This is a genomic window from Streptomyces gossypii, from assembly GCF_025165795.1.
Taxonomy (GTDB): Bacteria; Actinomycetota; Actinomycetes; order Streptomycetales; family Streptomycetaceae; genus Streptomyces; species Streptomyces gossypii.
In genome coordinates this window covers 37,399-59,783 of the sequence record NZ_JAJAGO010000006.1, presented here as the reverse complement: position 1 = coordinate 59,783, position 22,385 = coordinate 37,399, and the positions used below count along the sequence as shown (strand labels likewise).

Here is a 22,385-nt window from a genome sequence, read left to right as displayed (position 1 = left end):
CGTGAGGGAACTGGCAAACCGATACGGCCACCATCTGCCGATGGTGTGCTGGCTGTGGCTGCTGTGGGCCGTGCTGTGGGGATCGGTCATGCCCGGCGTCCTGCTCAGCGGCCTGCTGGTGGCGACGGGAATCGTGCTGGCCTTTCCGCTGCCGCCCATCCGGCCCCGACTGACCCCGAGGCCCTGGCGGCTTGCGTGGCTGCTGGCGCACCTCTTCACCCACCTCGTCCACTCGGCGGTCACCGTCGCCTGGCAGGCCGTCCGTCACGGGCCGCGCACACCGACGGCGATCGTCGAAGTGCCCCTGGGGGTCGACTCCGACCTGACGATCGCCGCCCTCGCGAACCTCACGACGGCCTCCCCGGGCTCCCTCGTCCTGGAGATCGACCGCGGCGGCAGACTGCTTTACGTCCACGTGCTGCCCGTGCACAGCCCGGAAGAGGCCGACGAGGGGCGCGTACGCGTGCAGCGGGCCGAGCGGCATGTCGTGTGGGCGCTCGGCGTGGCCGGCCAGATGCCCGGCGACCGAGGAGAGGTGTCCCCGTGAACGTGGTCTTCGCGCTGAGCACGGCGATGGTCTCGGCCGCCGGTGTGCTCACCCTGCTGCGCCTGGTGCGCGGCCCGCTCGCGCTCGACCGGATCATCGCTGTGGACGTCCTGGTGACGCTCATCCTCGCCGGTGCGGCGATCGGCGTCGCCTCCCGGAAGCTGACCTCCTTCCTGCCCGTCCTGCTGGTGCTGGCGCTGCTTGCCTTCATCGGCTCGGTCACCGCCGCCCATCTGATCGAGAAGCGGGAGGGGATGCGGTGAGCACGGCCCTGGACGCCCTCACCGCCGTGCTGCTCCTGGCGGGGGCCGCCTTCTGCCTGCTCGGGGCGCTGGGACTGCTGCGCTTCGCCGACACCCTGTCCAGACTGCACGCGGCCACCAAGGCCCAGACGCTCGGCCTGCTGCTCATCCTGCTCGGAGCCGCCGCGCAGGTCTCGCCGCGCTACGCGGTCGTGCTGGTGCTCGTCGCGCTGTTCCAACTGGTCACGGTGCCGGTCACCGGCCAGATCGTGGGCCGCACCGCCTACCGCACTCAGGCGGTGCGGAGGCCCGGCCTCGTCCTGGACGAACTCGGCGAACGCCTGCGGCGCGACGCGCGCGCCCGCGGCGAGGCGGCTGGGCAGGACAGCGAGGGCGGCGACGCCGAGGGAGGAGAAGCCGAGGGAGGGGAGCACGCGGGCTCATGACGCCATGACGCCCCCGCCCGGCCCGGGTCCGAAGGCGCGGCGGCGCTTTCCCGTACGCGCCGTAGCGCCTTGCCATGGCCGCCGGTTCGAACACGTTCACGCCTCGTTGGTTCCCCGTGCATGCTCGCTGGGCAGTATCCGGAGTCTGACGACCTGGAGGCATCATGCGAAGGCAGAAACGCGCACGCGCCCTGCTGACGGCCGTTCTCGCGACGGCGGTTGTCGGTGCGGCGGGCGGAGTGGCCCACGCCGAGACCGTCACGACGGCGGCGGCCGACGAAGCGCCCGCCGCGCAGCGGCCCGACGTACGGCTCCCGACGACCGTGGACGGCGGGGCCTGGAAGTCCGGCCACCTCCAGGGCATGGCCATCGACCGCCGCAAAGGCGCCATGTACTTCTCGTACACCGACCTCCTGGTGAAGACCGACCTGCGCGGCAAGCCGATCGGCTCCGTCACCGGATTCACCGGCCACCTCGGCGACCTGGACTTCAACCAGCGCGACGGCCGGGTCTACGGCTCCCTCGAATACAAGGCGGCCAAGGCGTTCTACATCGCCCTCTTCGACGGTGACCGCATCACCCGGATGAACATGGACGCCCAGGACTCCGGCGTCGTCTCCACCGTCCACCTCAAGGAGGTCGTGGAGGACTACACGGCCGACATGGACGGCGACGGCGTCTTCGACGGCAACACCGGCAATACCGCCGACCACCGGTACGGCTGCAGCGGCATCGACGGCGTCGCGTTCGGCCCGGACTTCAGGCGCGGCGGCGGTGGGCACGGCGACGACGGTGACGGCGGCGATGGCGCCGACGGTTCAGGCGGCAAGCACGGCCGCCAGCTGCTGACGGTCGCCTACGGCGTCTACTCGAACACCAGCCGCCAGGACAACGACCACCAGGTGCTGCTCCAGTACGACACCCGGCACTGGAAGAAGTACGAGCGCCCGCTGACCGAGGAGTCCCCGCACACCAGCGGCCCCCGCTCCACCGACGGCAAGTACTTCGCGTACACCGGCAACACCACCTACGGCGTCCAGAACCTGGAGTACGACGGCCACAGCGGCAACTGGCTGATGGCGGTGTACAAGGGCAAGAAGCCCTCCCTCCCCAACTACTCCCTCTTCGTCCTCGACGGTTCGCAGCACCCGAAGCGGGGCATCGTCCGGGGCCAGCCGGAGTCGGAGCGCGGCCGCATGCTGTCGTTGCTCCCGCAAGGCCAGTACCACGGCCCCTCCGGCACGTACGGCTGGGAGTCGGGCGGCCAGTACGGGCTGATCTCCCTCGACGACGGCCGCTACTACATCGCCGAGTCGGGCACCGTCTCCGGCGACGACGGCACCAAGCAGACGGGCCGCGCCGTCATGCACCGCTGGACGGGCAGCACCCCGACACCGTTCACCCCGGTCTCACCCCGGTGAGGCAGAGCGACAAGACCGCCTGACCGCTTCCCGCGCGCGCCCCGAAGGGCTGGACTACGCTGGCACAGAGCGTCGTGCCCAGCCCGTGCCCAGCCCTTCGGGAGGCAGACCATGCCGGACACGCCTGCGAACGTCGACGAGTACATCGCCTCGTTCCCCGAGGACGTGCGGACCATCCTGCAGAACATACGACGCACGATCCACGACGCCGTGCCCGACGCGGGCGAGAAGATCAGCTACCAGATCCCGGCCCTCACCCGCGACGGCAAGGCAGTCGTCTACTTCTCAGGCTGGCAGAAGCACATCAGCGTCTACCCCGCACCCGACACGACGGACGTGGCCCTCGACGCGGAACTCTCCCCGTACAAGTCCGGCAAGGGCACCCTCAAGTTCCCCCTCGCCGAACCCCTCCCGTACGACCTGATCGGCCGCGTCGCCGCCCTCCTCCTCGCCCAACACTTCCCCGAGGCCCCCGACCCCTCGTCCTGATCCCCGCCGGCCACCGGGGCAGGACAACAGCTTCCGAGGCGACGCAACCCCGCTGCTCAGCCTTCGTCCGCGATGTCCACACCGTAGGCGCGGGCGAGGGCGTCCAGGCCGTTGTCGAAACCCTGGCCGACGGCGCGGAAGCGCCAGACGTCGCCGCGGCGGTAGATCTCCGCGAGAAGCAGCGTGCGCTCGGTGGTCGCCGCGTCGAGCGCCGCCTGCGCGAGCGGTGCCGCGCTGCCGCCGGGGCCCGTGGTGATCTGGACCGCCCCGACGTCCCCGAAGGTGGGGGTGCCGTCGACGGCCGCCGCGACCACGATCTTGCGTACGGCGGGCGGCAGAGCGCCCAGGTCCGCGGTGACGGTCTGCTCGGTCGGCCCGTCCGTGAGCAGCCGCACCGCGCCGCCCGGACTCTCCGGCCCTCCGTAGAAGACGAAGTGCTCGTCCCGGCAGACCTGGTCGTCCTCGTCGACGAGGAACGCGACGAGGTCGATCTCGCACGTCGTCTGCTGCGCCCAGGTCGCGCTGACGCTCCAACTCGCGGGCCCGGTACCGCCCGGCAGATCGACGACACCCCCGCGCGGCAGCACGTGCGGGGCCTGGCTCCGGCCGCCCGCCGGGCGGCCGGGCGGGGCGGCGGTCGGCGCGTCGAGCCATGCCTCTTCGTAGGTGGGGATCTCCAGCGAGGCGATCCGGCGGGTACGGCGGTCGTTCTCACCGCCGGGGAGCAGCACGACATCGGTGACGCTGGCGGACAGGTTGATCGCCGCGGCCCCGCCCAGCTCGACGATCCGGACACGGGCCGCAGCCGCGTTCGGGTGCGTACCGCCGAGCACGAGCACGCGCCGTCGCGCGAGGGGCCGGTCCGTCGCCTGGGAGGTACGGCCGCCCGTCTCCGTTCCCGCTTCCGTTCCTGTCCCCGTCCCCGCTTCGCGGGCTGCCGGGAGGGCGGGGGCGGTAAGTGCGGGAGGTGTGGCGGGTGCGGTGGTGACGGCAGGGGTGGACGTGGGGCCCTGCTGCCCGTGCGGAGTGCCCGGCCGTACGTCCTCCAGCAGCCGCAGGAAGGTCGGCTCGTCGATGACGGGCACACCCTCCGCGATCGCCCTCCGCGCCTTCGTGGAGCCCGACGCCGTGTCGTTGGTGACCAGGACGCCGGTGTGCCGGCTGACGTTGTCCATCACGTTCAGCCCTGCTGCGACCGACCGGGCGACCAGATCCGTGCGGGAGGTGTCGGTGTCCCCGGTCACGGCGACCTTCATGCCCTGCGTCAGCGGGCCACCCGGCGAGAGCCGCCCGGGGTTGCGGAAGGCGCACGGCGTCTTGGGCGGCTTCGGCGTGAACTGCGCGTCCTGCCGGGGCGGGCAGGCCACCAGAGGCAGTGCCAGATCGAGCCGGGCCGCCTCCCGGAGGGTGGCCCGCAGCACACCGGCCAGCACACGCGTGTCGTCCAGCGCGTCGTGGGCGTGGAGTTGGGGGACTTCGTAGTGCGCGGCGAGCGTGCCCAGACGGAGGTTCTCGGTCGGCGGGTCCACCCGGCGGTTCAGCGCGAGGGTGCACAGCCGCCGGGAGACCGGGAGCGACGCTCCCGCGCGGGCGAACTCGTGCGCGAGGAAGTCGTAGTCGAACTGCGCGTTGTGGGCGACGAGTACGCGGTCCTTGAGCATCGCCGCGACCTGCCCGGCGATCTGGTCGAAGGTGGGGGCGCCCGCCAGCCGTTCGGCAGTCAGTCCGTGTACGTGCACCGGGCCGGGGTCGCAGCCCGGGTTGAGCAGCGTGGAGAACTCGCCGGTCTGCTCACCGTCCGGGCCGATCGTCACCACCGCGAGGGACAGCACGCGGTCCTGGCGCGGCACCAGGCCGGAGGTCTCCACGTCGACAAGTGCCCAGTCCAGGGCGTAGTCGCGTATGTCGGGTGCGTCGGTGAGGACGGAGGCAAGACTCATGCAGGACAGGATGATCTGATATTCCCCCCTCCTTCAACCCGGATGACTATTTGTCCCCTTCTGAGATTCGGGATGGCGTGAACAGGGGCGGGAACGCGAACTACGGCTGTGCGTCCGAGTTGTCGGACGGCGCCTGCTCCAGCGCGGCCGCCCAGCGCTCGGACCACTGGTGCAGGCCCCGGAGTTCCTTGGAGGCGTCCCTCCCGAGCGGCGTCAGGCGGTAGTCGCCTGCGGTGTCATGTTCCACGAGCCGAGCCTCCTGCAACTCCGTGAGGCGCTGGCGCAGCACGCTGGACGACATGCCGTCGCATCGCTGCTGCAACGGCCTGAAGCCCAGGGCCTGTTCCCGCAGTTCCCACAGGATCCGCAGCGTCCACCGTCGCCCGAACAGGTCGAGCGCCGCCATCAGGGGGCGGCCCGTGGCGGAACCGCGCACCGGTTTCCGGGGGTGCGGGGTGCGCGGGGGACGCGGGGCTTCCGTCATGAGGCTCGCCCTTTCTTCGCCACGGGTAGCGCTTCGGTTTCCGAGACACTACCCTCCCTGCCAGTGCTTCGAAAATCGAAGCAGAATGTCGAAGGGAGACAGGATCCATGACCGTCCGGATCACGCCGACCGCGGCTCCCCACCCGCCGGAAGTCGCGGCGGTACTGCACCGCATGATGCCCGGCGACGAGGAACCCCTCGCCCTCTTCCGGCTCTACGCACACCACCTGCCGCTCGCCGAGGCACTGCACGAATGGGGCGCGTACGAACTCAGCCGCCGCCTCAGCCTCGGACTCCGGGACCGCGAAATCGTCATCGACCGCACCTGCGCACTGTGCGGCTGCGAGTACGAATGGGGCGTGCACATCGCCCGCTTCGCACCCCGCGCCGAACTGACCCACGCACAGATCAGCTCCCTCACGCACGGGACCAGCGCGGACACCTGCTGGACGACCGACCGCGACCGGCTGCTCCTCGACGCGGTCGACGCCCTGCACACCAGCAACGACATCGACGACACACTGTGGCAGCGGCTCGCCGCACACTTCAGCCCGCCACAACTCCTCGACCTGCTGACACTGTGCGGCTGGTACCACGCGATCAGCTTCACCGCCCGCGCCACCAGACTCACACCGGAGCCCGGCACCCCGAGATTCCACGAGTACCGCCCGTAGCCGCCTACGTGGAGCGCCTACAGCGAGGCGTCCACGGGCATGACCGCGACCAGGGCCGTGGCCGGAAGACGCACCCGTCGGCCGGTCCGCAGGACCAGCACGGTGGCCGAACCGCCGGTCGCGTACCGCTCTATGTGCGTATCCGCGACCTCCCGCCAGCACCCGCCGATGCACACCCGATCCCCGCGCCGCACCCGGAACGCGGAGCGCTGCTGCTCCTTCTCATCGGCCATGGCCGGGTTCCCCGTCCGTATCCGGGGGCAGCGACAGATGCGCCCACACCACCTTGCCGGGACCACTGCGTTCGCTCACTCCCCACTTATCGGCGAGCGCGTCCACGAGGATGAGCCCTCTCCCCTCGCAGCTCTCGTCATCCGGCACCCGAAACCGCGGCCACTCCGGACACGCATCGTGCACCTCGACGCGCAGTCCGTCCGGCCCTGCTGCGTAACGGGTCTCCACCTCCCGCCCCGGAGGCACACGGGCATGCTGCACGGCGTTGGTCAGCAACTCGGACAGCACAAGCACCGCCGGCTCCTCCAACCCGCCCAGCCCCCAGCCGGCCAACACCTTGCGCAACTCCAGCCGCGCCTGCCCGACACAACTGTGATGACGACTCCACCGCCGCACCACGGGGCCGTGGTCCTGGCCGTACGTCATCGGCCCGCCTCTCGCGAGTGCCGGGCTCGCGACGACGCCGCAGATTCGAAGAAAAGAACGACAAACTCCACCATTGCTGAGGCTCCTTGCGGGGTTCTCTGCGTGCATGGCCACGCTGCGACGAATAACTCACAGGGTGTGGTTTGCGTTGCTAGCCTGGTAGCCGTTTCGGCCTGACAACGCACACTTCAACTCCGGGAGTTGAATTCATGGCAGAGGTCCAAAAGCCCCGCACACCCCGGCAGAAGTACGGCGAGGAGCTGAGACTCCGCCGGGTAGCGGCGGGAATGACGCAGGAAGCCGTGAGTGAAGGGGTGGTGTGTTCACCCACCCTGATCAGCCATTTCGAGGCGGGCCGCCGCCTCCCCAGCCCGGACGACGCCCAACGCCTCGACCGGGTCCTGGACACCGACGGCTTCTTCGCCCGCTGGCTCAAGGACCTCGACTCCAAGTACGCCGATCATTTCGAACCCGTGGCAGAACTGGAGCGCCAGGCCACGGAAATCCGGCAGTACGGTGCCTCACTCATCCCCGGATTGCTTCAGACGGAGGGGTACGCACGAGCGGTGTTCCGTGCGCACAGCCCGAACCACACGGCTGAGGACCTTGACCGGAGCGTGGTCATCCGCCTGAGCCGCGGCCAGCTCCTTGAGGCCCCACCGGAGCCCGTAGTGTGGACACTGCTGGACGAGGCGGCACTTCGGCGCAGAATCGGCGGCCCGCGCGTGATGGCTGAGCAGCTCGGTAAGATCGCTGGTATGGCAGAGGCCGGACGCCTACGCCTGCACGTACTGCCGTTCGGAGTGGGGGAGCACGCCCTGCTGGAAGGCATGGTCTACCTGATGGCCTTTGACGAAGCCGCGCCGGTGGCCTACGTAGAGGGTCTGCATACGGGACATCTGATTGACGATCCGGCCATGGTGAGCAACTGCCAGGCGGTTTACGATCTCGCCCTCAGCGATGCACTGTCACACCAGGATTCACTGGCCTTGGTCAAGGCCACGGCGGAGGATTACGCGCATGAGCAGCAGTGAACACCTCATCCCTGATGCCACAGCACTTCGGGGCTGGCGCAAGTCAAGCTACAGCGGGGGCAGCCAGGGCGAGTGCCTCGAAGTCGTGGACGGACAGCATGTCGGCGTCCCCGTCCGTGACAGCAAGGTCCCGCACGGCCCTGCCCTGCTTTTCCCGCCCAACGGCTGGTCCTCCTTCGTCACCGCAGTCAAGACCGGGCACCTCTCCGCCTGAATCACCCGCCTTACGCAAACACCGGCCCCCGTCACCGGCGGGGGCCGCCCCATCTGGCCTGCTCGGGTCGACCATGCGTCTGCGCATCCGATTGCGACCCTCCAGGGTTGATGACGACGCGCGGCAGCTGGCCCCGCTGTTCGGGGTATCGAAGTCGGCCGCGGACCGAGTGATCGACGACATCGGCCCGAGGGTCGCGCTGCATCCCCGCCAGCGGTTCGCCAAGGACGCGGTGCTGATCGTGGACGGCACCCTGGTGCCCACCCGGGACCACAACAAGTCCCACAAGCAGGTCCGCGCCCGAGTCGAGCATGCCTTCGCGCGTATGAAGACCTGGAAGATCCTGCGCGACTGCCGCCTGAGAGGCGAGGGCGTGCACCACGCAATGCACGGCGTCGCCCGCCTACGCAACCTCGCTCTCACGGGATAACCCCGCCGCATGCGAGAGAGGTCCACCGGAGACGGTTCCCCGCCTACCAGTCTCGGAGGAGACTCAGTCGAGGCAGAACTCGTTGCCCTCAAGGTCCTGCATCACAATGCAGGACTCGTTCTCGCCGTCGGCACGCATCGTTCGCACATGTACCGCGCCGAGCACGACCAGTCGTGCGCACTCGGCCTCAAGTGTGGCAAGGCGCTCCTCACCCACGAGCCCGATACCGGCCCGCACATCGAGATGCAGCCGGTTCTTGACGACCTTGCCTTCGGGAACTCGCTGGAAGAGCAGGCGCGGACCCACACCCGAGGGATCAGCGCACGCGAAGTAGATCACCTGCTCCTCAGGCGGCAGCGAGCGATGGTACTCCTCCCACGTGGCGAACCCCTCCGGGACCGTCGGTACGACGTACCCCAGCACCTCACACCAGAAAGCGGCGAGGCGCGCAGGTTCCTCGCAGTCGAAGGTCACTTGGAACTGCTTGATCGTTGACATCGACGCACCGTACCAAGGGTGTCTCGCTGCCCTTTCCTCAGGTAGATCCCCGCGCCGTCGAGATATCGAGTCAAGCCCGCCGAAATCTGGTCTAGACCGAACACGAGGTGATCAAATCGAACAAGCCACGAGAACGACGCAACCCTGGCGTGTGGTGCGTGCCGAAGATCAGTCAAGGGGCAGCCCTCTTGGTGGGAGTAGGTGTCTCCGGTGACCCAATCCGGGCATAGCAGGAACCTCTCACCACTCAACGGGAACTCCTGGACGCGAGCCCGCCGGGGCGGCGACCCCTGCGTCTCCGGCCGGGGTCCGCCCTGACCGGGCCGCGCGTGCGGCTCAGCTCAGCAGCGTCCCGGCGCCATACCGTTCGCCTGCGCCGGATGTCTAAAATGCCGGAGATCACTGGCGGCCGATGATCTCTGGCTGCTGCCAAGCCCCCCAGCAACAGGAGCCTCCCATGAGGGAAAATCCCAGCGCGGCAGCATCAACCTCATTATCAACTCAGCCGAGAGCGTTCCAGAACTATGTCGAGTCGGTACTCGAAATCCTCGCGCGCGATCCCGAGCGCCTAGTCCTCACCGACACGAACGGCGAGAAGATATCCGCGGGCGCGTTGCATGACAGCGTTCACCGAACTGCTGCGGAACTGGCCGATCGCGGCATCGGTCGCGGCACGACCGTCAGTCTCCTGACCGGTAATCGGCCGGAGGCCCTCAGCGCACGGTATGCGGCGAACCTGCTCGGCGCCCGCGTGGCGTTCCTGCACGAAGTCGTTCACACGCACATCGCCCCCGACGTGGTGGCGCACATCGTGAAAAGCATCGACTCCGGGATTCTGCTCATAGACCCGGCACTCCACGAGATGGCCGAGGCCCTGCTCTCCCACCCGGACCATCCCACTGTGCTGTTCCTCGGCCCGAGCCCGCTCGGTGAGGACCTGACATCGTGCGCCGCACGGCATGACGGCCGCCGTCTGGCGAGCGCGGCTCACCCGGACGACGACTGGTGTATCCGTCTCACGGGCGGCACCACAGGCATCCCCAAGAGCGTGTGCATGACCTACGCCAACTACCAGGACGTCGTGATCGACCGCGTCACCCTGCTCAACAGGCGGTCACCCCACCTGCCCCACACCGACACCCCACCCTGCTTCCTGGCCTGCGCGTCCATCGCCCACTCTGCCGGAACGACGACCGATGCCACCCTGCTGGCGGGCGGACGGGTGGTCCTGCAACGGCAGTTCGTGCCGGGGGAGGTGCTGGCCGCGATCGCGCGGGAGCGGGTCACCGACGTGTGGATGCTGTCGCCGATGCTCGGGCAGGTGCTCGACCACCCCAGCGCGGGCAGCACGGATGTCAGCAGCCTGCGCCGGGTCAGCTACGGCGGGCACCTGCTCGCGGCGGACCGGTGGCGCCGCGCCAACGAGGTGTTCGGCCCCGTCCTCTACGGCTGGTACGGCCAGACGGAGGCCGGCCTGATGACCGAGGTCCAGCCGCATGAGCACACCCTGATCGGGCGGACAGGTCAGATCACAGCCGGACGCCCCGTGCCCGGCGCGGAGATCGCGGTATGCGACTCGGCAGGCAACCGGCTGAAGCCGGGGGAGACGGGGGAAATCCGTGCGCGATCTCCCCAGGTCATGAGCGGGTACTGGAAGCAGCCGGAACTCAGCGCAGAACTCCTGGAAGACGGCTGGCTTCGCACGGGAGACGCGGGCTACCTGGACGACGCAGGCTACTTGTACATCTCCGGCCGCATCAAAGAAATGATCAAACTGGTGGGTAGCCACCAGGTCTTCCCCGCCGAACTGGAAAGCTTCCTGCTCTCCCATCCGGCTGTCGAGCACTGCATGGTGTTCGGCGTGCGCCGCCCGGACGATTCCGAGGAAGTCCACGCCGCGATCGTCCCAACGCCGGGCCACACCGTCGACAACAACTTGATCCGCGACTTCGTGGTGACGCACAAGGGCAAGATGTACGTCCCGAGCGCGCTGCACATGCTCACCGAAATGCCCCTGAACGCCGTGGGCAAACCCGACAAGAAGCAGGTCCAGACCCAACTCGGCGTATCCGAGTCGAGCGTCACGGTCTACTGATCCTGCGCCACACGCCACACGGCCATTCGCCCCGCTGCATGCCCAGCGGGGCGAATGGCCGCGCGCAAGCCCACGAGAGTTATGACGGCTGTAACGGACTGAGTCGGCCTCGGTGTCGGCCTTCTGGTTGCGAACCCTTCAGGGGTGATCACGCCAAGTGTCACCCGCGCACGGGAGGGCGCCCGCAAGCGAGCCCAGGGCGGTCTCGTAGATCTGGTGGCGGACTTCTACTGCGCCGCTTGCGCTGCGATCTTGGCGGCGTCCCACTGGACGTACTCGATGACCGCGCCGCCAGGGTGGAGGACCGTCAAGTTCCGCCCTGTGGGGACAGTGTTGGGGCCGTCGAGTGTCTCGCCACCCTCGCGCGCAACTACCGCGAGGATTTCGTCGAGGTCGTCGACGATGGCGGTTGCCTGCACGTTGCGGTATGGAGCCAACGCCTCCGGGGTTCCCGCAACCAGCAGGTAGTCACCGATGGTTGCCAACTCGAGGTCCTGGTACGCGAAGCGGAGTGCCGGTTTGGTGCCGGACAGGGCCTCGAAGGTAGGGAGGGCAGTGTCCAGATCATCGACGTACATGCGCGCATAGCTGGTCAGAACTGTCATCAGACACTCCTTGATCATTTCGCTTAACCCGAAATAAGGAAATGATCGTATGATGAGCAGGGCGACGGTGCCAAGCCCGGTGGAGCCAACGGAGAGTGTGAGAGATGCGATCGCTGACTCAGCCGGACGCGACAGACCTGGATCTGGTCGCGGTGCTGCACGCCCTCAGTGACCCGGTCCGCCTGGAACTCGTGCGCTTGATGGCCTCCGGCGGCGAAGTGTCGTGCAGCCCGGAGCACCTCGACATCCCCCGTTCCACGCTGTCCAGCCACTGGCGCATCCTGCGAGAGGCAGGGCTGACGTGGACTCGTCCGGAGGGCAAGGCGCGCTACATGACCTTGCGCCGCGATGATCTGGAGGCGCGTTTCCCTGGTGTGCTGACTGCCATCCTGGCTTGCGCCGCCGTACCTTCTGACTCTGCGAGCGATCCAGCGCGAACCCTCCGGGGATGATGACGGCAAGGGTCGGTGGAGGTGCTGTCTCGCGGGCTGGCCCGAATATGCTCTCGGTGAAGGGTTCACTCGTGGGATCGGCTGGGCACAGGGGGCGGGATGCTGACGGAGCGGCATCTGGAGATCTTTGTGGCGCTGGCCGAAGAGGGGCACTTCGGGGATGCCGCGCAGCGGGTCGGGATCACGCAGCCGCCGCTGTCGCAGGGGCTGCGGCGGCTGGAGGCGCTGCTCGGGGTGCGGCTGTTCGATCGGGATCGGGGGGTCACTCTCACCGATGAGGGGGCGCTGCTGCTGCCGCACGCGCGGCGGGCGCTTGCGGCGATGACGGAGTTGCGGGATGCCGGTGCCCGGGAGCATGCCGACGGGCGGCGGCTGCGGCTCGGTCTGGTGCCCGAGTTGCCCGCCCGGGTCGGAGCCGCCGTGGCCGCCGCGCCTGCCCGTGCCCGGGAGCGGAGCCGGGTCGGTGTGACGACGGCGCCGACCGCCACGCTGCTTTCCGAGGTCTCGGCGGGACGGCTGGATCTGGCAGTGATCCGGCACCCGGCGGTGCTGCACGGCCTGTCTGCCGGACCTGTCGTGCTGCTTCCGACCTGGGTCCTCACCCCGGAGCCAGGCTTTGGGGAACCGTCCGCAGGCAGCGGCATTCCGCGTCTGCCCGTCGCCGTGCGGCCCCGTGCCGAAGGTCCGGCGGCGCATGACCTGTTCGTGGACACCCTCGCGGGCCGGGGGCGGCGGGTGGAGACCGTGGTGGTGTCGGACGAGCGGGCCGGGCTCGCCCTGGTCGCCGCAGGACAGGCCGTGCTGGTCACGGCCGACGACACGCTGGTGGCGGACGGTGTCGTACGGCATCCGGCGGACGATCCGCCGCTGCCGTTGCGGCTGCGGGTGGTGTGGGATCCTCGGCGGTCGCAGGCCGCGGAGACCATGGCCGCCGCGAAGCTGCTGGTGGAAGCCCTCTCCCGGGAGGCAGTCGGATGAGCGGGCGGACGTCCGCAAGCGCGGTGGAGCGGGTGATCCGCGAGATGTTCGCGGATGCCGGCGTACGGGGCTGGCTGCATGTGGCGGAGATGCGGAATCCCTCGGCTCAGGTCGTCGTCGATCCGGACGAGCCGGTTCCGATGGGTTCCGTGTACAAGGTGCCGTTGATGGTCGCCTTCTGCCGCCTGGTGGACGAGGGTCTGCTCGATCCGCAGCGGCGGCTCTCGCTGGAACCGGCGAACCGTGTGCCCGGGCCGACGGGTATCTCCGTGCTGACGGACACCGTCACGGCCTCGCTGCGCGACCTCGTCGTCCTGATGATGAGCATTTCAGATAATTCTGCCGCCGACGCGGTGCTGCGCAGCGTCGGCCCGGCGGTGGTCGATGAGGTCTGCCGCGATCTCGGTCTGCCGGACACCTCCATCCACGGCGGCGCCGCGGCCACGTTCGCCCAGCTGGTCACGGAGACCGGCGCGGAGTCGCTGGCCGCAGCGATGGCGCGCATCTCGGACAACGACGCCGCCGCACCGGCGGGTGTCTACGACCCGGTCTCCAAGGCCTCCACCACCCCGGCGGACATGGGGCGCCTGCTGCGTGAGATCTGGTCGGACAGGGCGGCATCCCCGGAACGCTGTGCGTTCATGCGTGACGTGATGCGCCACCAGCCGTGGCAGCACCGGCTCGGTGCCGGCTTCCCCCACGACGATGTGAGGGTGTTCGGGAAGACCGGAAGTTTCGGGTCGATGCGCCACGAGGCGGGCGTGGTCGAGTTCCCGGACGGCAGCACCTACACGGCTGTGGTCTTCACCCAGGCCGCCCGTGCCGACCGCAGGCTGCCGCGTGCCGACGCGGTCATCGGCGCGGCAGCCCGTACGGCGGTCGAGGAGCTGCGCGGCAGCGAGGGAATCTGACCCGGAGGGCGTGCGGGGGCCGTCGGGCGGTCATCGGCCGGTGATCGGGCCATCAGCGGGGCTTTCCGCCCATGGTCGGTGCCGCTGAGGTGCAGTGATATCGCTTGTGAATCGTGCGGTCTCCGATTGCCTATTCGACATCCGCTCAGGCTTCGGGTTTGACTCGGGTTCCGTGGCGTTGAGCGGAAAGACTGACAAGTCCCCGAGCAGACGCCCCCACTCCCTCAGGTTTCTCGCGGCTTCGTTCAGGAGGACTACGTGACGAGTGAGACATATCCACATCCGCGCCCGGCGCGCCGCCGTGGACGGACCGTTCTCGGCATCACTGTGGCCCTGGCTGCGGTGGTGGGCGGGATCGTGTACGTGGTGAACGATTCGGCGGACGCCAACGGGGCCGCCGCCGACGCCTTCCTGGAGAAGTGGTCGCAGGGCGACCTCCAGGCGGCCGCCGAACACACCGACGACCCCACCGCCGCGCTCAAGGGGCTCACGCGCTATCAGACCGAGCTGCGGGTGGGAGGCTTCAAGGCCGATGCCGGATCGCCGACGGGTGAGGGCGAGACCCGGACTACGCCCTTCGAGGCGGAGGTCGTCCTGAAAGACGCAGGAAAGTGGACGTACAGCTCGCGGGTCAAGCTGGTGGAGAAGGACGGTGAGCAGCTGGTGCACTGGGAGCCCGCCGTGCTGCACCCGAAGGCAGGCGCCGGTGACCGGCTCGTACGGGTCACCCGGCTGCCGGAACGCGGGCAGGTCGAGACTTCGGACGGCAAGTCGCTGGACGGACATGCCCCTTCCCTGGTCGGTGTCGTGGGGGAGCCGACCGAGCAGGGGCTGAGCAACGCCGGGCTGAACGGAGCCGAGGCTTCGGAGGTCGGGCTCTCCGGTCTGCAGTACCGCCATCAGAAGAAGCTCGCGGGGAAGCCGGGTACCGCCATCGAGGTGGTTTCCGGGGACGGAGACGGCCCCGGGAAGCTCGTGTACCAGGCGGACGGGGGAGGCGCGAAGTCGGTCAGTACGACGATCGACCTGCCCACGCAGAAGGCGGCCGAAGGCGCGCTGGCAGACCTGGAGGAGAACGCCGCCCTGGTCGCCATCCGGCCCAGCACCGGAGAGGTGGTGGCGGTGGCCGACAATCCCCCCTCGGGCGCCAACCGGGCGCTGACCGGCCGGTACCCGCCGGGTTCGGACTTCAAGGTCGTCAGCACGGCCGCGCTGCTTCAGACGGGAGTGGCCCCGGAAGACCCGCTGGCCTGCGAGAAGTACGAGTCGGTCAACGGGCAGCGGTTCGAGAACCAGGACACCTTCACCCTCCCCTCGGGCTCCACGTTCGCCGACAACTTCGCCCAGTCCTGCAACACCGGATTGATCAGCCTCCGCGACCGGCTCTCCAACTCGGCCCTGCACGACACGGCCGAACTGTTCGGGATCGGCGCGACCTGGGATGTCGGCGCGGCCACCTTCGACGGTCAGGTACCGGTCAACGCCAGCGAGAACGACAAGGCCGCGTCGATGATCGGGCAGGGCCGCGTCCAGGCGAGCCCGCTGGTGATGGCCTCGGTCGCCGCGACGGTGCGGAGCGGCACCTTCCGCCAGCCCGTCGTCGTACCGTCCGCCGTCAAGGACCGCCGCCCGGAACGCGCGCTCGACTCCGGAATCGCGGAGCAGCTCCGCGACCTCATGCGCAAGGTCGTCAGCGAAGGCTCCGGCCAGGAGGCGCTCGCGGGGATCTCCGGGGACCTCGGGGCGAAGACGGGCACGGCCGAATACGGGGAAGAGGACCCGCCCCGCACGCACGCGTGGTTCATCGGCTTCAAGGACGATCTCGCCTACGCGATCATGGCCGAGGACGGCGGCTCCGGCGGTGCGGACGCAGGGCCGGTCGCCGCGAAGTTCCTCAAAGGGCTCGCCTGACCCGAGCGCTGTGGCTGGGCGAACTGCACCGTGCCGCGCGGGCCGGTCGCCGACGAGGTGCGGGCGCTCAAATCTTCCCGGTGGCCGTCGGCCGGGGCGCACGGCTGTCGAGTCAGCCGACCTGCGGCTGCGGCTCCTGGAGACCCGGCCCTTCATCTCGGGCCCGGTACTCCTGCGGTACGCCGGTACGACGGTCACCCCGGCAGGGGGCAGCGCCCTGCGCTGATCTCACGGGTGCGCTTCTCCGGCACCGTGCGGCGTACGCCGGACGTCACCCCCGTGCCGTGGGGCGGCGGACTGGCCGGGGCGGGTTTCGATCAGGGGGAGGAGGGTGCGGAGCTGGGCGTTCTCGGCTGGGTCGAGGACGGCGTGCTGTACGCAGGCGGGCACCAGGGTGCCGTCCTCCGGGTGGGCCATCGCGTAGTGGCAGGCGGCCAGGCGTTCCTGGGTCTCCAGCAGCTCCGGGTCCTGGGCCTTTTCGCCGCGCTGCATCATCTCCCAGGCCGGTGCGACGACGTCCGCGTCCATGAACTGGTGCATCACAAAGGTGACCGGCCGGACCCGGAAGCGGTGGCGCAGCACCCGCACCGGCCCCACGCGGCGCAGCGTCCGCAGCAGCCAGCGTGTCGCGGTGACTACCGTGCCGGGGTGGCGGGCGATGACGCGGCTGAGTCTGGCCGCCAGCAGGGCGGGCCGGGTGCCGGTGAAGCTCATCTTGCCGAAGTGGCGGAAGAAGGCGTCGCGTACGGCGAGGTCGCGCGGATCGTCGTCTTCGAGGAAGGGGTGCCAGCGGTCTCCGACGTAGAACCCGTACGCGGTGCGGTTGCAGCGTACGTCGCCGTTCTGGAAGACGTGGTAGCCGAGGGGGCGCCCGGCGCCGCGTCCGATCTCCGCCCAGACCGCGTCCGGGGTTGCCTCGCGGTACCGCTCCTTCCAGCGCCGTTCGTCGCCGAGGAAGGCGGCGGGCTGGAAGGAGAACATGCCGAAGCCCATCGTCCGGCAGTCGCGGATGACGCCGGCGATCTCGTCGAGGTTGCCGGGGGTGACGGTCATGTTGTGCGCGAGGAAGTACCGGACCCCGTGCTGGCGCCGCAGCTTTGCGAACATGTGGGTGAACGCTTCGCGGTAGGGATTCAGGGCCTGCTCGCTGGACGGGCGTTCGATGCCGCGCCTGCCGTACATGAACCTGTCGAAGTGCGCGGCGAACGACAGCCTTCCGAGGCGCCGTCCGCCGTCGCCCCCGAGGGCGAGGCGCTCCAGATAGCCGTAGTCGAAGTCGCCGTGGGTGAAGCTCATCGGCTCCCGGCCGTGGTCCCGCATGATCTGCAGGGTGGCGGCGTGCTCGTCCGGCGGCAGCAGGCTCACCTCGCCGCCGATGAGCTGGGTGTGGGCGCGCGGGCCGCGCAGGGTGCGCAGCAGGCCCATCTGGGCGGCGACCTGTTCTCGCGTGTGGGTGCCGTCGACACGTACCTGGTTGGCGTCGCGTGAGTGGTAGCAGGGCGTGCACTTGAGGTCGCACTTGGGGAAGACGCCGTGGGTGCCTTCGCAGCCGACGCCGTGCTGTCCGATGATCTGCCCGGGAGTCTTGACGATGTCGGGCAGCGTTGCCCACCGGCGTTCCATGGCTTCCGCGAACTCCGGGTCGTAGGGGCGGGTGGCGTGTGCGACGGCCCGCAGTCGCGCCAGGACTCCCATCCGCTGTGCCTCCGTCTTCACTGTCGGCGTTTTCGCTGTCGGCCCGGATTCGTGATCTTGACGCCAGCGGAGGAGCCCGGCCAGCGGCTCGTCAGATGACCGGCAGTGCGGTCAGTTTCCCGTCGCGGAAGGAGAACACCCGGTTGCCCGCCCCCGCTATCTTCGCGCTGCCCTCCGCCTCCTGCCCTTTCTGGAGGGTCCACAGCGGTTCCCCGTCACTCTTGCGGAACGCCTTGACCCCCTCCGTGCCCAGAGAGGAGGAGACCCAGACGGTGTCCCCCGAGACAACCGGCCGGCCCTGGATCGGGTTCTGCAGCACCCGGGCCCACTTCTTGGAGCCGTCCTTGCGGCGGTGGCAGCGCAGCTGTCCGCCGGCCACGAGATACAGGTGATCGCCGTCGACGGCTCCCACGGACAGGCCGCTGTTCGTCGACGCGGCCTCGGACCAGCCGGGCTTGCCGTCGCTGAGCCGGAAGGCACGCAGGGACGGGCCGCCGAGGTAGACCGTGTCACCGGCGACGTACGGGAGCCACGTCTCTCCGGACTTCCGGGAGACCTTCCAGACCTCCTCACCGTTCGCGGCGTCCAGGGCGACCGCTCCGCGCTCCCGCGCTGTCAGTACCAAGCGGTCCCCGGCTGCCGCGGCTTCGAGGTCGTCGACATCGGCGCCGAACGGTATGGGCTTGCGCCACAGTTCCTTCGAGCCGCTCCGGGTGACGCGGAGGGCTACGACCTCGCCGGGCACACGGTAGTCGCCCGATATGTCGTGGTAGTAGTACACGTCCCCGGCCAGTGCGAGCACGGTGACGATGCCCACGGGGCTGCTCCAGAGACGTTCCCCGGTCTTACGGGCGACTCCGTAGAGCTCGTCCACGCTCTTGGCCAGCAGGAGGTCGACCGAGGGCGAGTACAGCGCCGGCCAACCGACGTCCTTCGCCCTCCACTTGAGCTTGCCGTCGGTCACCGAGTAGGCGATGAGGTCCGGACTCCGGGTGTCGAGGATGATCAGATCCCGGACGACGAGGAGATCGACACCGCCGGTCACCGGCGTCTTCTGGGGACCCCACAGCGGGTCGGGGGCCTTCCCCTGCTCGTAGTCGGTGAGGCGGTCCGCGTCCCACGGGTGGGCGCGCGGCGGTGTCTCGTCGCCCGTCATCCACCACAAGCCGCCCACCCCGGCCGCCGCGAGCACGGTTCCTCCCGCGGCCAGTCCGGTGAAGAAGCGTCTGCGGGAGGGCGCGCCGGTGCCGGGAGCCGTGCTCCCCACGAGGGTGTCCGCGTCGGGGAAGGTCGCCAGCCGGCGCGCCTCCTCCTCGGAGCGGCCGATCTCGACGGCCACCGGCCCCTGCTTCCACAGCTTCGCCGCACCGCGCGGAGGGTCCAGGGCGGAGATGATCTGGGCCGGAAGGGGGCGCAGCGCCGGGTCCTTGGCGAGGCACGGTTCGATGAGGATCCGCAGCGCGGGCGGGAGCGCGTCCAGCCGGGGCTGTCCGTGCACCACCTCGTACTGCACGGCCGCCACATGACCGGCGTCATAGGCGGGCGCCCCGGTCGCCGCGTAGACGAGCACCGCGCCCAGCGCGAAGAGGTCACCGGCAGGCCCGGTGCGCTGCCCGAGAATCTGCTCGGGGGCGCCGTAGCCAGGGGTGGCGGGTGTCTGCCCCGTGGTGGTCAGGGTCATCCCGTGCTCGGGCCGTGCGATGCCGAAGTCGATGACGCGCGGCCCTGTCGAGGTCAGCACGATGTTCGACGGCTTGAGGTCCCGGTGCACCAGGCCTGCCGCATGGATGTCGCCGAGTGTCCGGGCGAGCGTGGCGCCGAGCGCCCGTACGTACGGCTCCTGGAGGGCACCATGGTGCCGCACCAGGGAGTCCAGCGTCGGGCCCGCCAGGAACTCCGTGGCGATGTACGGCCGTCCGCCCTCGGTCTCCACGGCCAGCACGCGCGCCACACCCTTGCCGCGTACGGCCTGCGCCGCCTGCGCCTCCCGCAGGAAGCGCTGTGAGGTCTGCGCGTCGTGGGCGAGTTCGGGGAGCAGCACCTTGACCGCCGCCTTGCGGCCCGAGCTGTCGCGTCCGAGGTAGACCTTCCCCATCCCGCCCTCACCGAGCACGCCGAGGACCCGGTAGGGGCCGAGCCGTAGGGGGTCGCCGTAGCCGAGGGGGTTCATCCTGCTCATTCTCCTGCTGTCGCTGTCGAGAACTGTCCGGATACGGGCGGGGAAAGGTCACTCGAGGGGGATGGCGTAGGTGCCCTGGAGGGTCGAGCCGACGATCCGGCGCGACTCCTCGTCAACGATGAGGCGGCTGCCGACTCCGTCCGGGCTGGCCATCGAGAAGGTCCACTCGGAGCGGCGGGTCTTACGGTTGACCGCGCTGAGGCGTGTCCGGTTCTCGGCTTCCACCAGCACGACATAGACGTACTTGTCGCCGACGATCGGTGTGAAGCCGACGGACGGACGGGGTTTGCCCTTCGCCTTCCCCTGCTTTCCCTGCTTCTCCGGTTTCTCCTGCTGGTCCTGTTTCTCCCGCCACAGCAGCCGCCCGTCGGAGGCGTCGACCGCGATGAGCCCCCGCCCCCTCTCGACGGCGTACACCACGCCGTCCCGGAGGGCCGGCGGGCCGTACAGGGCCAAGGGGGTGCCGTGCTCGTCCTTCTGACCCCGGTCGACGCCGGGGGTGGAGTACGTCCACGCCTCCTCTCCGTCCGAGAGGCGCCACGCACTGAGCTGCAAGGAGCCGAAGTACAGGTGGCTGCCGTCGGTGGGGACCGGTGCGAGGGAGGTGCCGCCGAACCTTTCGCCGGCGCCGAGCGGCACCCGTGCGCCCTCCCACAGCTTCTTTCCCGTACGGGCGTCGCGCGCGAGCGTCAGGTAGAACCAGTCGCCTTCCTCGGACGCGCTCTCGGTGGCCAGGGTCAGCAGCAGCCGGTCGTCCCTGCGGGCGACGAGATAGGCGCTGGCCTGGTGGCTGCGGCTGGAGAACTGGTAGTCGGGGAGCGGCTCGCGCCACAGCTCCTCTCCCGCGCCCAGGTCGAAGGCCACCAGGTGCCAGTCCTCGGTGCTCTCCTCGAACGCGGCGTTCGTCTTACGTGTCCGCGCCGCCAGATAGAGGATCTCCCCGCTGGTGCGGAGCGGTTGGGCGGTGGGCTCGCTCGCATCGAGCGTGTCCTTGATCTCCCTGCCGTCGAAGTCCGGGAGTCTGCCGAGGATTTCCTGGGAGCCCGAATCGGGATCGAGGGCGCAGATGGCCAGTCCCTTGCCCTCGTCCTTGCCCTCGCCCTTGTCCGTGCCCCCGCCTTTGCCGTCGGCCTTGCCCTCCTGCCTCGGCCCGCCGGGCTCGGGGAGTATCGCGTGGATCCGGTGCCCGTCGGTGCTGATCCGCTCCGTGTGGATTTCCGGCTTGCTCCAGCGTCGGTCGCCGCTCTTCGCGTCGAAGGCGACCAAGCCCTCCCGGTCCATGGTGAGGATCAGGCCCGCCGCGGCGATCGGCGGCAGGTCGTAGTCCTCGTTGACGGAGAGGGTGGGGGCCTGCCAGACAGGCGACGGCGCACCGTCCGGCCCGTGCGAGGGTGAGTCGCCTGCCTCAGGGCCACTGCCCGGCCCGAACGCGGACCAGGCCCAGACGCCCCCGGCCACCGCGGCCGTCACCCCGAGCGCGGAACCACCCGCCATCGCCAGCATCCTGCGCCGCGAGGGCCGCTCCGGCCCGTGCCGCTCCGGTGGCGGGGCCGCGCGTTGGGGCACGGCCTGCCACAGGGCAGCCGCCCGCCAGGTGACGGCGGCCAGCACGCCGTGCGGCAGGTGGTCGGCGAAGTCACCGCGCACCGTACCCAGGTGAGCCGCCAGCTCCGCGGTGCCCGGCCGGTCGCCGGGCTCCTTGAGCAGGCAGCGGGCCAGCACGGGCCGCAGCGCATCCGGTACGCCGGACAGGTCCGGCTCGCCGTACCGCACCCGGTAGAGCAGGTCGGCCGCCTGGCCACCGCCGAACGGGCCGCGCCCCGTCAGGGCGAAGACAAGCACTCCGGCGAGTGCGAACACCTCACCCGCAGCGGTGTGTTCACCGCCGGTGGCCTGCTCGGGCGACATGTAGGCAGGGGTTCCCGCCGCCGCTCCCGTACGGGTCAGCCGGGCGTCGCCGATCGCCCGCGCGATGCCGAAGTCGATGACCTTGGGGCCGGAGGGGGTGAGGAGAATGTTGGACGGCTTGAGGTCGCGGTGCACGACCCCCGAGTGGTGCAGCTGGCCCAGCGCCTCGCAGAGCGCGGCACCCAGCGCACGTACGGCCTGCTCGGGAAGGGGACCGTACTGCTCGACGGCCTCGTCCAGCGGCGGGCCCGGCACACACTCGGTCGCCAGCCACGGCGTCGGCGCGTACGGGTCGGCATCGACGACCTCGGCTCCGTGCCGCCCCCCGATGACTCGCGCCGCCTCCGTCTCCAGCCGGAAGCGGCTGCGGAATTCGGGAGTGGCGGCGATCCGCGGGTGCATGGTCTTGAGCGCCACCGTACGGCCGCTCTCGTCCCGTCCGAGGTAGACGGTGCCCATGCCTCCGTTGCCGAGCCTGGCGACCAGCTGGTACGGGCCGAGCTGGTACGGATCGTCGTAGGCGAGCGGGGAGGCGACGGGGGTGGGCGGGGTGGGGGGAGGGGACATCCGGT

General features: G+C 69.8%; 22 protein-coding genes and 1 pseudogene. 14 read left to right on the top strand and 9 right to left on the bottom strand.

Going from position 1 to position 22,385, the window contains the following annotated elements; genetic code table 11:
• The first annotated feature begins 1 nt into the window (after position 1).
• The 5 genes from LHJ74_RS13845 to LHJ74_RS13825 all read left to right on the top strand — a co-directional run bounded on the left by LHJ74_RS13845 (position 2) and on the right by LHJ74_RS13825 (position 3,145).
• A complete protein-coding gene (locus LHJ74_RS13845; RefSeq protein WP_260218302.1) occupies positions 2 to 547 on the top strand; it encodes a Na+/H+ antiporter subunit E in 546 nt (181 codons plus the stop codon).
• A complete protein-coding gene (locus LHJ74_RS13840) occupies positions 544 to 810 on the top strand; it encodes an MrpF/PhaF family protein (protein ID WP_260218301.1) in 267 nt (88 codons plus the stop codon). Before LHJ74_RS13845 ends, LHJ74_RS13840 begins: the two co-directional genes overlap by 4 nt.
• On the top strand, positions 807 to 1,235 hold the full coding sequence (gene mnhG, locus LHJ74_RS13835) for a monovalent cation/H(+) antiporter subunit G (RefSeq protein ID WP_260218300.1): 429 nt from the start codon (positions 807 to 809) through the stop codon (positions 1,233 to 1,235). The genes LHJ74_RS13840 and mnhG overlap by 4 nt, the downstream gene beginning before the upstream one ends.
• Before the next feature lie 164 nt (positions 1,236 to 1,399).
• Positions 1,400 to 2,656 (top strand): hypothetical protein, encoded by a 1,257-nt coding sequence (locus LHJ74_RS13830; protein ID WP_260218299.1) that lies wholly within the window; start codon positions 1,400 to 1,402, stop codon positions 2,654 to 2,656.
• A gap of 111 nt (positions 2,657 to 2,767) precedes the next feature.
• Positions 2,768 to 3,145 (top strand): iron chaperone, encoded by a 378-nt coding sequence (locus LHJ74_RS13825; RefSeq protein ID WP_260218298.1) that lies wholly within the window; start codon positions 2,768 to 2,770, stop codon positions 3,143 to 3,145.
• Positions 3,146 to 3,201: 56 nt separating this feature from the next.
• Here LHJ74_RS13825 and LHJ74_RS13820 read toward each other — a convergent pair whose 3' ends face one another.
• Entirely contained in the window at positions 3,202 to 5,085 is a 1,884-nt protein-coding gene (locus LHJ74_RS13820; protein WP_260218297.1) for a TerD family protein, read from the bottom strand.
• A 100-nt stretch (positions 5,086 to 5,185) separates the two neighbouring features.
• Positions 5,186 to 5,569 (bottom strand): winged helix-turn-helix transcriptional regulator, encoded by a 384-nt coding sequence (locus LHJ74_RS13815; RefSeq protein WP_260218296.1) that lies wholly within the window; start codon positions 5,567 to 5,569, stop codon positions 5,186 to 5,188.
• Between the two features lie 107 nt (positions 5,570 to 5,676).
• On the opposite strand from LHJ74_RS13815, the gene LHJ74_RS13810 reads away from it, so the two are divergent.
• Complete coding sequence (locus LHJ74_RS13810) at positions 5,677 to 6,243, top strand: carboxymuconolactone decarboxylase family protein (RefSeq protein WP_260218295.1); 567 nt, start codon at positions 5,677 to 5,679, stop codon at positions 6,241 to 6,243.
• 17 nt (positions 6,244 to 6,260) lie between these two features.
• Here the strand turns inward: LHJ74_RS13810 and LHJ74_RS13805 are convergent, their stop codons facing one another.
• Both LHJ74_RS13805 and LHJ74_RS13800 read right to left on the bottom strand, forming a co-directional pair.
• Complete coding sequence (locus LHJ74_RS13805; protein ID WP_260218294.1) at positions 6,261 to 6,476, bottom strand: hypothetical protein; 216 nt, start codon at positions 6,474 to 6,476, stop codon at positions 6,261 to 6,263.
• Positions 6,466 to 6,903, bottom strand: a complete 438-nt coding sequence (locus tag LHJ74_RS13800) for an ATP-binding protein (RefSeq protein ID WP_260218293.1) — start codon at positions 6,901 to 6,903, stop codon at positions 6,466 to 6,468. The genes LHJ74_RS13805 and LHJ74_RS13800 overlap by 11 nt, the downstream gene beginning before the upstream one ends.
• Before the next feature lie 209 nt (positions 6,904 to 7,112).
• On the opposite strand from LHJ74_RS13800, the gene LHJ74_RS13795 reads away from it, so the two are divergent.
• From LHJ74_RS13795 to LHJ74_RS34550, 3 genes and pseudogenes are all read left to right on the top strand, one after another.
• On the top strand, positions 7,113 to 7,937 hold the full coding sequence (locus LHJ74_RS13795) for a helix-turn-helix domain-containing protein (protein WP_260218292.1): 825 nt from the start codon (positions 7,113 to 7,115) through the stop codon (positions 7,935 to 7,937).
• Positions 7,924 to 8,151: a DUF397 domain-containing protein gene (locus LHJ74_RS13790; protein ID WP_260218291.1), complete on the top strand. Its 228-nt coding sequence runs from the start codon at positions 7,924 to 7,926 to the stop codon at positions 8,149 to 8,151. Before LHJ74_RS13795 ends, LHJ74_RS13790 begins: the two co-directional genes overlap by 14 nt.
• Before the next feature lie 121 nt (positions 8,152 to 8,272).
• A pseudogene (locus LHJ74_RS34550) lies at positions 8,273 to 8,581 on the top strand (IS5/IS1182 family transposase); the annotation flags it as partial.
• A 63-nt stretch (positions 8,582 to 8,644) separates the two neighbouring features.
• Here LHJ74_RS34550 and LHJ74_RS13780 read toward each other — a convergent pair.
• Positions 8,645 to 9,079 (bottom strand): VOC family protein, encoded by a 435-nt coding sequence (locus LHJ74_RS13780; RefSeq protein ID WP_260218290.1) that lies wholly within the window; start codon positions 9,077 to 9,079, stop codon positions 8,645 to 8,647.
• A 457-nt stretch (positions 9,080 to 9,536) separates the two neighbouring features.
• Here LHJ74_RS13780 and LHJ74_RS13775 point away from each other — a divergent pair, with 457 nt between their 5' ends.
• Positions 9,537 to 11,174, top strand: a complete 1,638-nt coding sequence (locus LHJ74_RS13775) for an AMP-binding protein (protein ID WP_260218289.1) — start codon at positions 9,537 to 9,539, stop codon at positions 11,172 to 11,174.
• A gap of 227 nt (positions 11,175 to 11,401) precedes the next feature.
• Here LHJ74_RS13775 and LHJ74_RS13770 read toward each other — a convergent pair whose 3' ends face one another.
• On the bottom strand, positions 11,402 to 11,779 hold the full coding sequence (locus LHJ74_RS13770; protein ID WP_260218288.1) for a VOC family protein: 378 nt from the start codon (positions 11,777 to 11,779) through the stop codon (positions 11,402 to 11,404).
• A gap of 104 nt (positions 11,780 to 11,883) precedes the next feature.
• Between LHJ74_RS13770 and LHJ74_RS13765 the strand changes: the two genes are divergently transcribed.
• The 4 genes from LHJ74_RS13765 to LHJ74_RS13750 all read left to right on the top strand — a co-directional run bounded on the left by LHJ74_RS13765 (position 11,884) and on the right by LHJ74_RS13750 (position 16,031).
• The gene (locus tag LHJ74_RS13765) at positions 11,884 to 12,231 is read left to right on the top strand and encodes an ArsR/SmtB family transcription factor (protein ID WP_260218287.1); all 348 of its coding nucleotides are present in this window, start codon (positions 11,884 to 11,886) and stop codon (positions 12,229 to 12,231) included.
• Positions 12,232 to 12,330: 99 nt separating this feature from the next.
• Positions 12,331 to 13,209: a LysR family transcriptional regulator gene (locus tag LHJ74_RS13760; RefSeq protein WP_260218286.1), complete on the top strand. Its 879-nt coding sequence runs from the start codon at positions 12,331 to 12,333 to the stop codon at positions 13,207 to 13,209.
• Positions 13,206 to 14,120, top strand: coding sequence for a serine hydrolase (locus LHJ74_RS13755; RefSeq protein WP_260218285.1), 915 nt, complete (start codon positions 13,206 to 13,208; stop codon positions 14,118 to 14,120). The genes LHJ74_RS13760 and LHJ74_RS13755 overlap by 4 nt, the downstream gene beginning before the upstream one ends.
• A 258-nt stretch (positions 14,121 to 14,378) precedes the next feature.
• Positions 14,379 to 16,031 carry a penicillin-binding transpeptidase domain-containing protein gene (locus tag LHJ74_RS13750; protein WP_260218284.1) on the top strand — a complete coding sequence of 551 codons (1,653 nt, stop codon included), beginning with the start codon at positions 14,379 to 14,381 and terminating at the stop codon, positions 16,029 to 16,031.
• A gap of 228 nt (positions 16,032 to 16,259) precedes the next feature.
• Here LHJ74_RS13750 and LHJ74_RS13745 read toward each other — a convergent pair whose 3' ends face one another.
• The 3 genes from LHJ74_RS13745 to LHJ74_RS13735 all read right to left on the bottom strand — a co-directional run bounded on the left by LHJ74_RS13745 (position 16,260) and on the right by LHJ74_RS13735 (position 22,380).
• The gene (locus LHJ74_RS13745) at positions 16,260 to 17,747 is read right to left on the bottom strand and encodes a radical SAM domain-containing protein (protein ID WP_260218283.1); all 1,488 of its coding nucleotides are present in this window, start codon (positions 17,745 to 17,747) and stop codon (positions 16,260 to 16,262) included.
• 70 nt (positions 17,748 to 17,817) lie between these two features.
• Positions 17,818 to 19,896 (bottom strand): serine/threonine-protein kinase, encoded by a 2,079-nt coding sequence (locus LHJ74_RS13740; protein ID WP_260218282.1) that lies wholly within the window; start codon positions 19,894 to 19,896, stop codon positions 17,818 to 17,820.
• Positions 19,897 to 19,953: 57 nt separating this feature from the next.
• Complete coding sequence (locus LHJ74_RS13735) at positions 19,954 to 22,380, bottom strand: protein kinase domain-containing protein (protein ID WP_260218281.1); 2,427 nt, start codon at positions 22,378 to 22,380, stop codon at positions 19,954 to 19,956.
• Between the last annotated feature and the right edge of the window lie 5 nt (positions 22,381 to 22,385).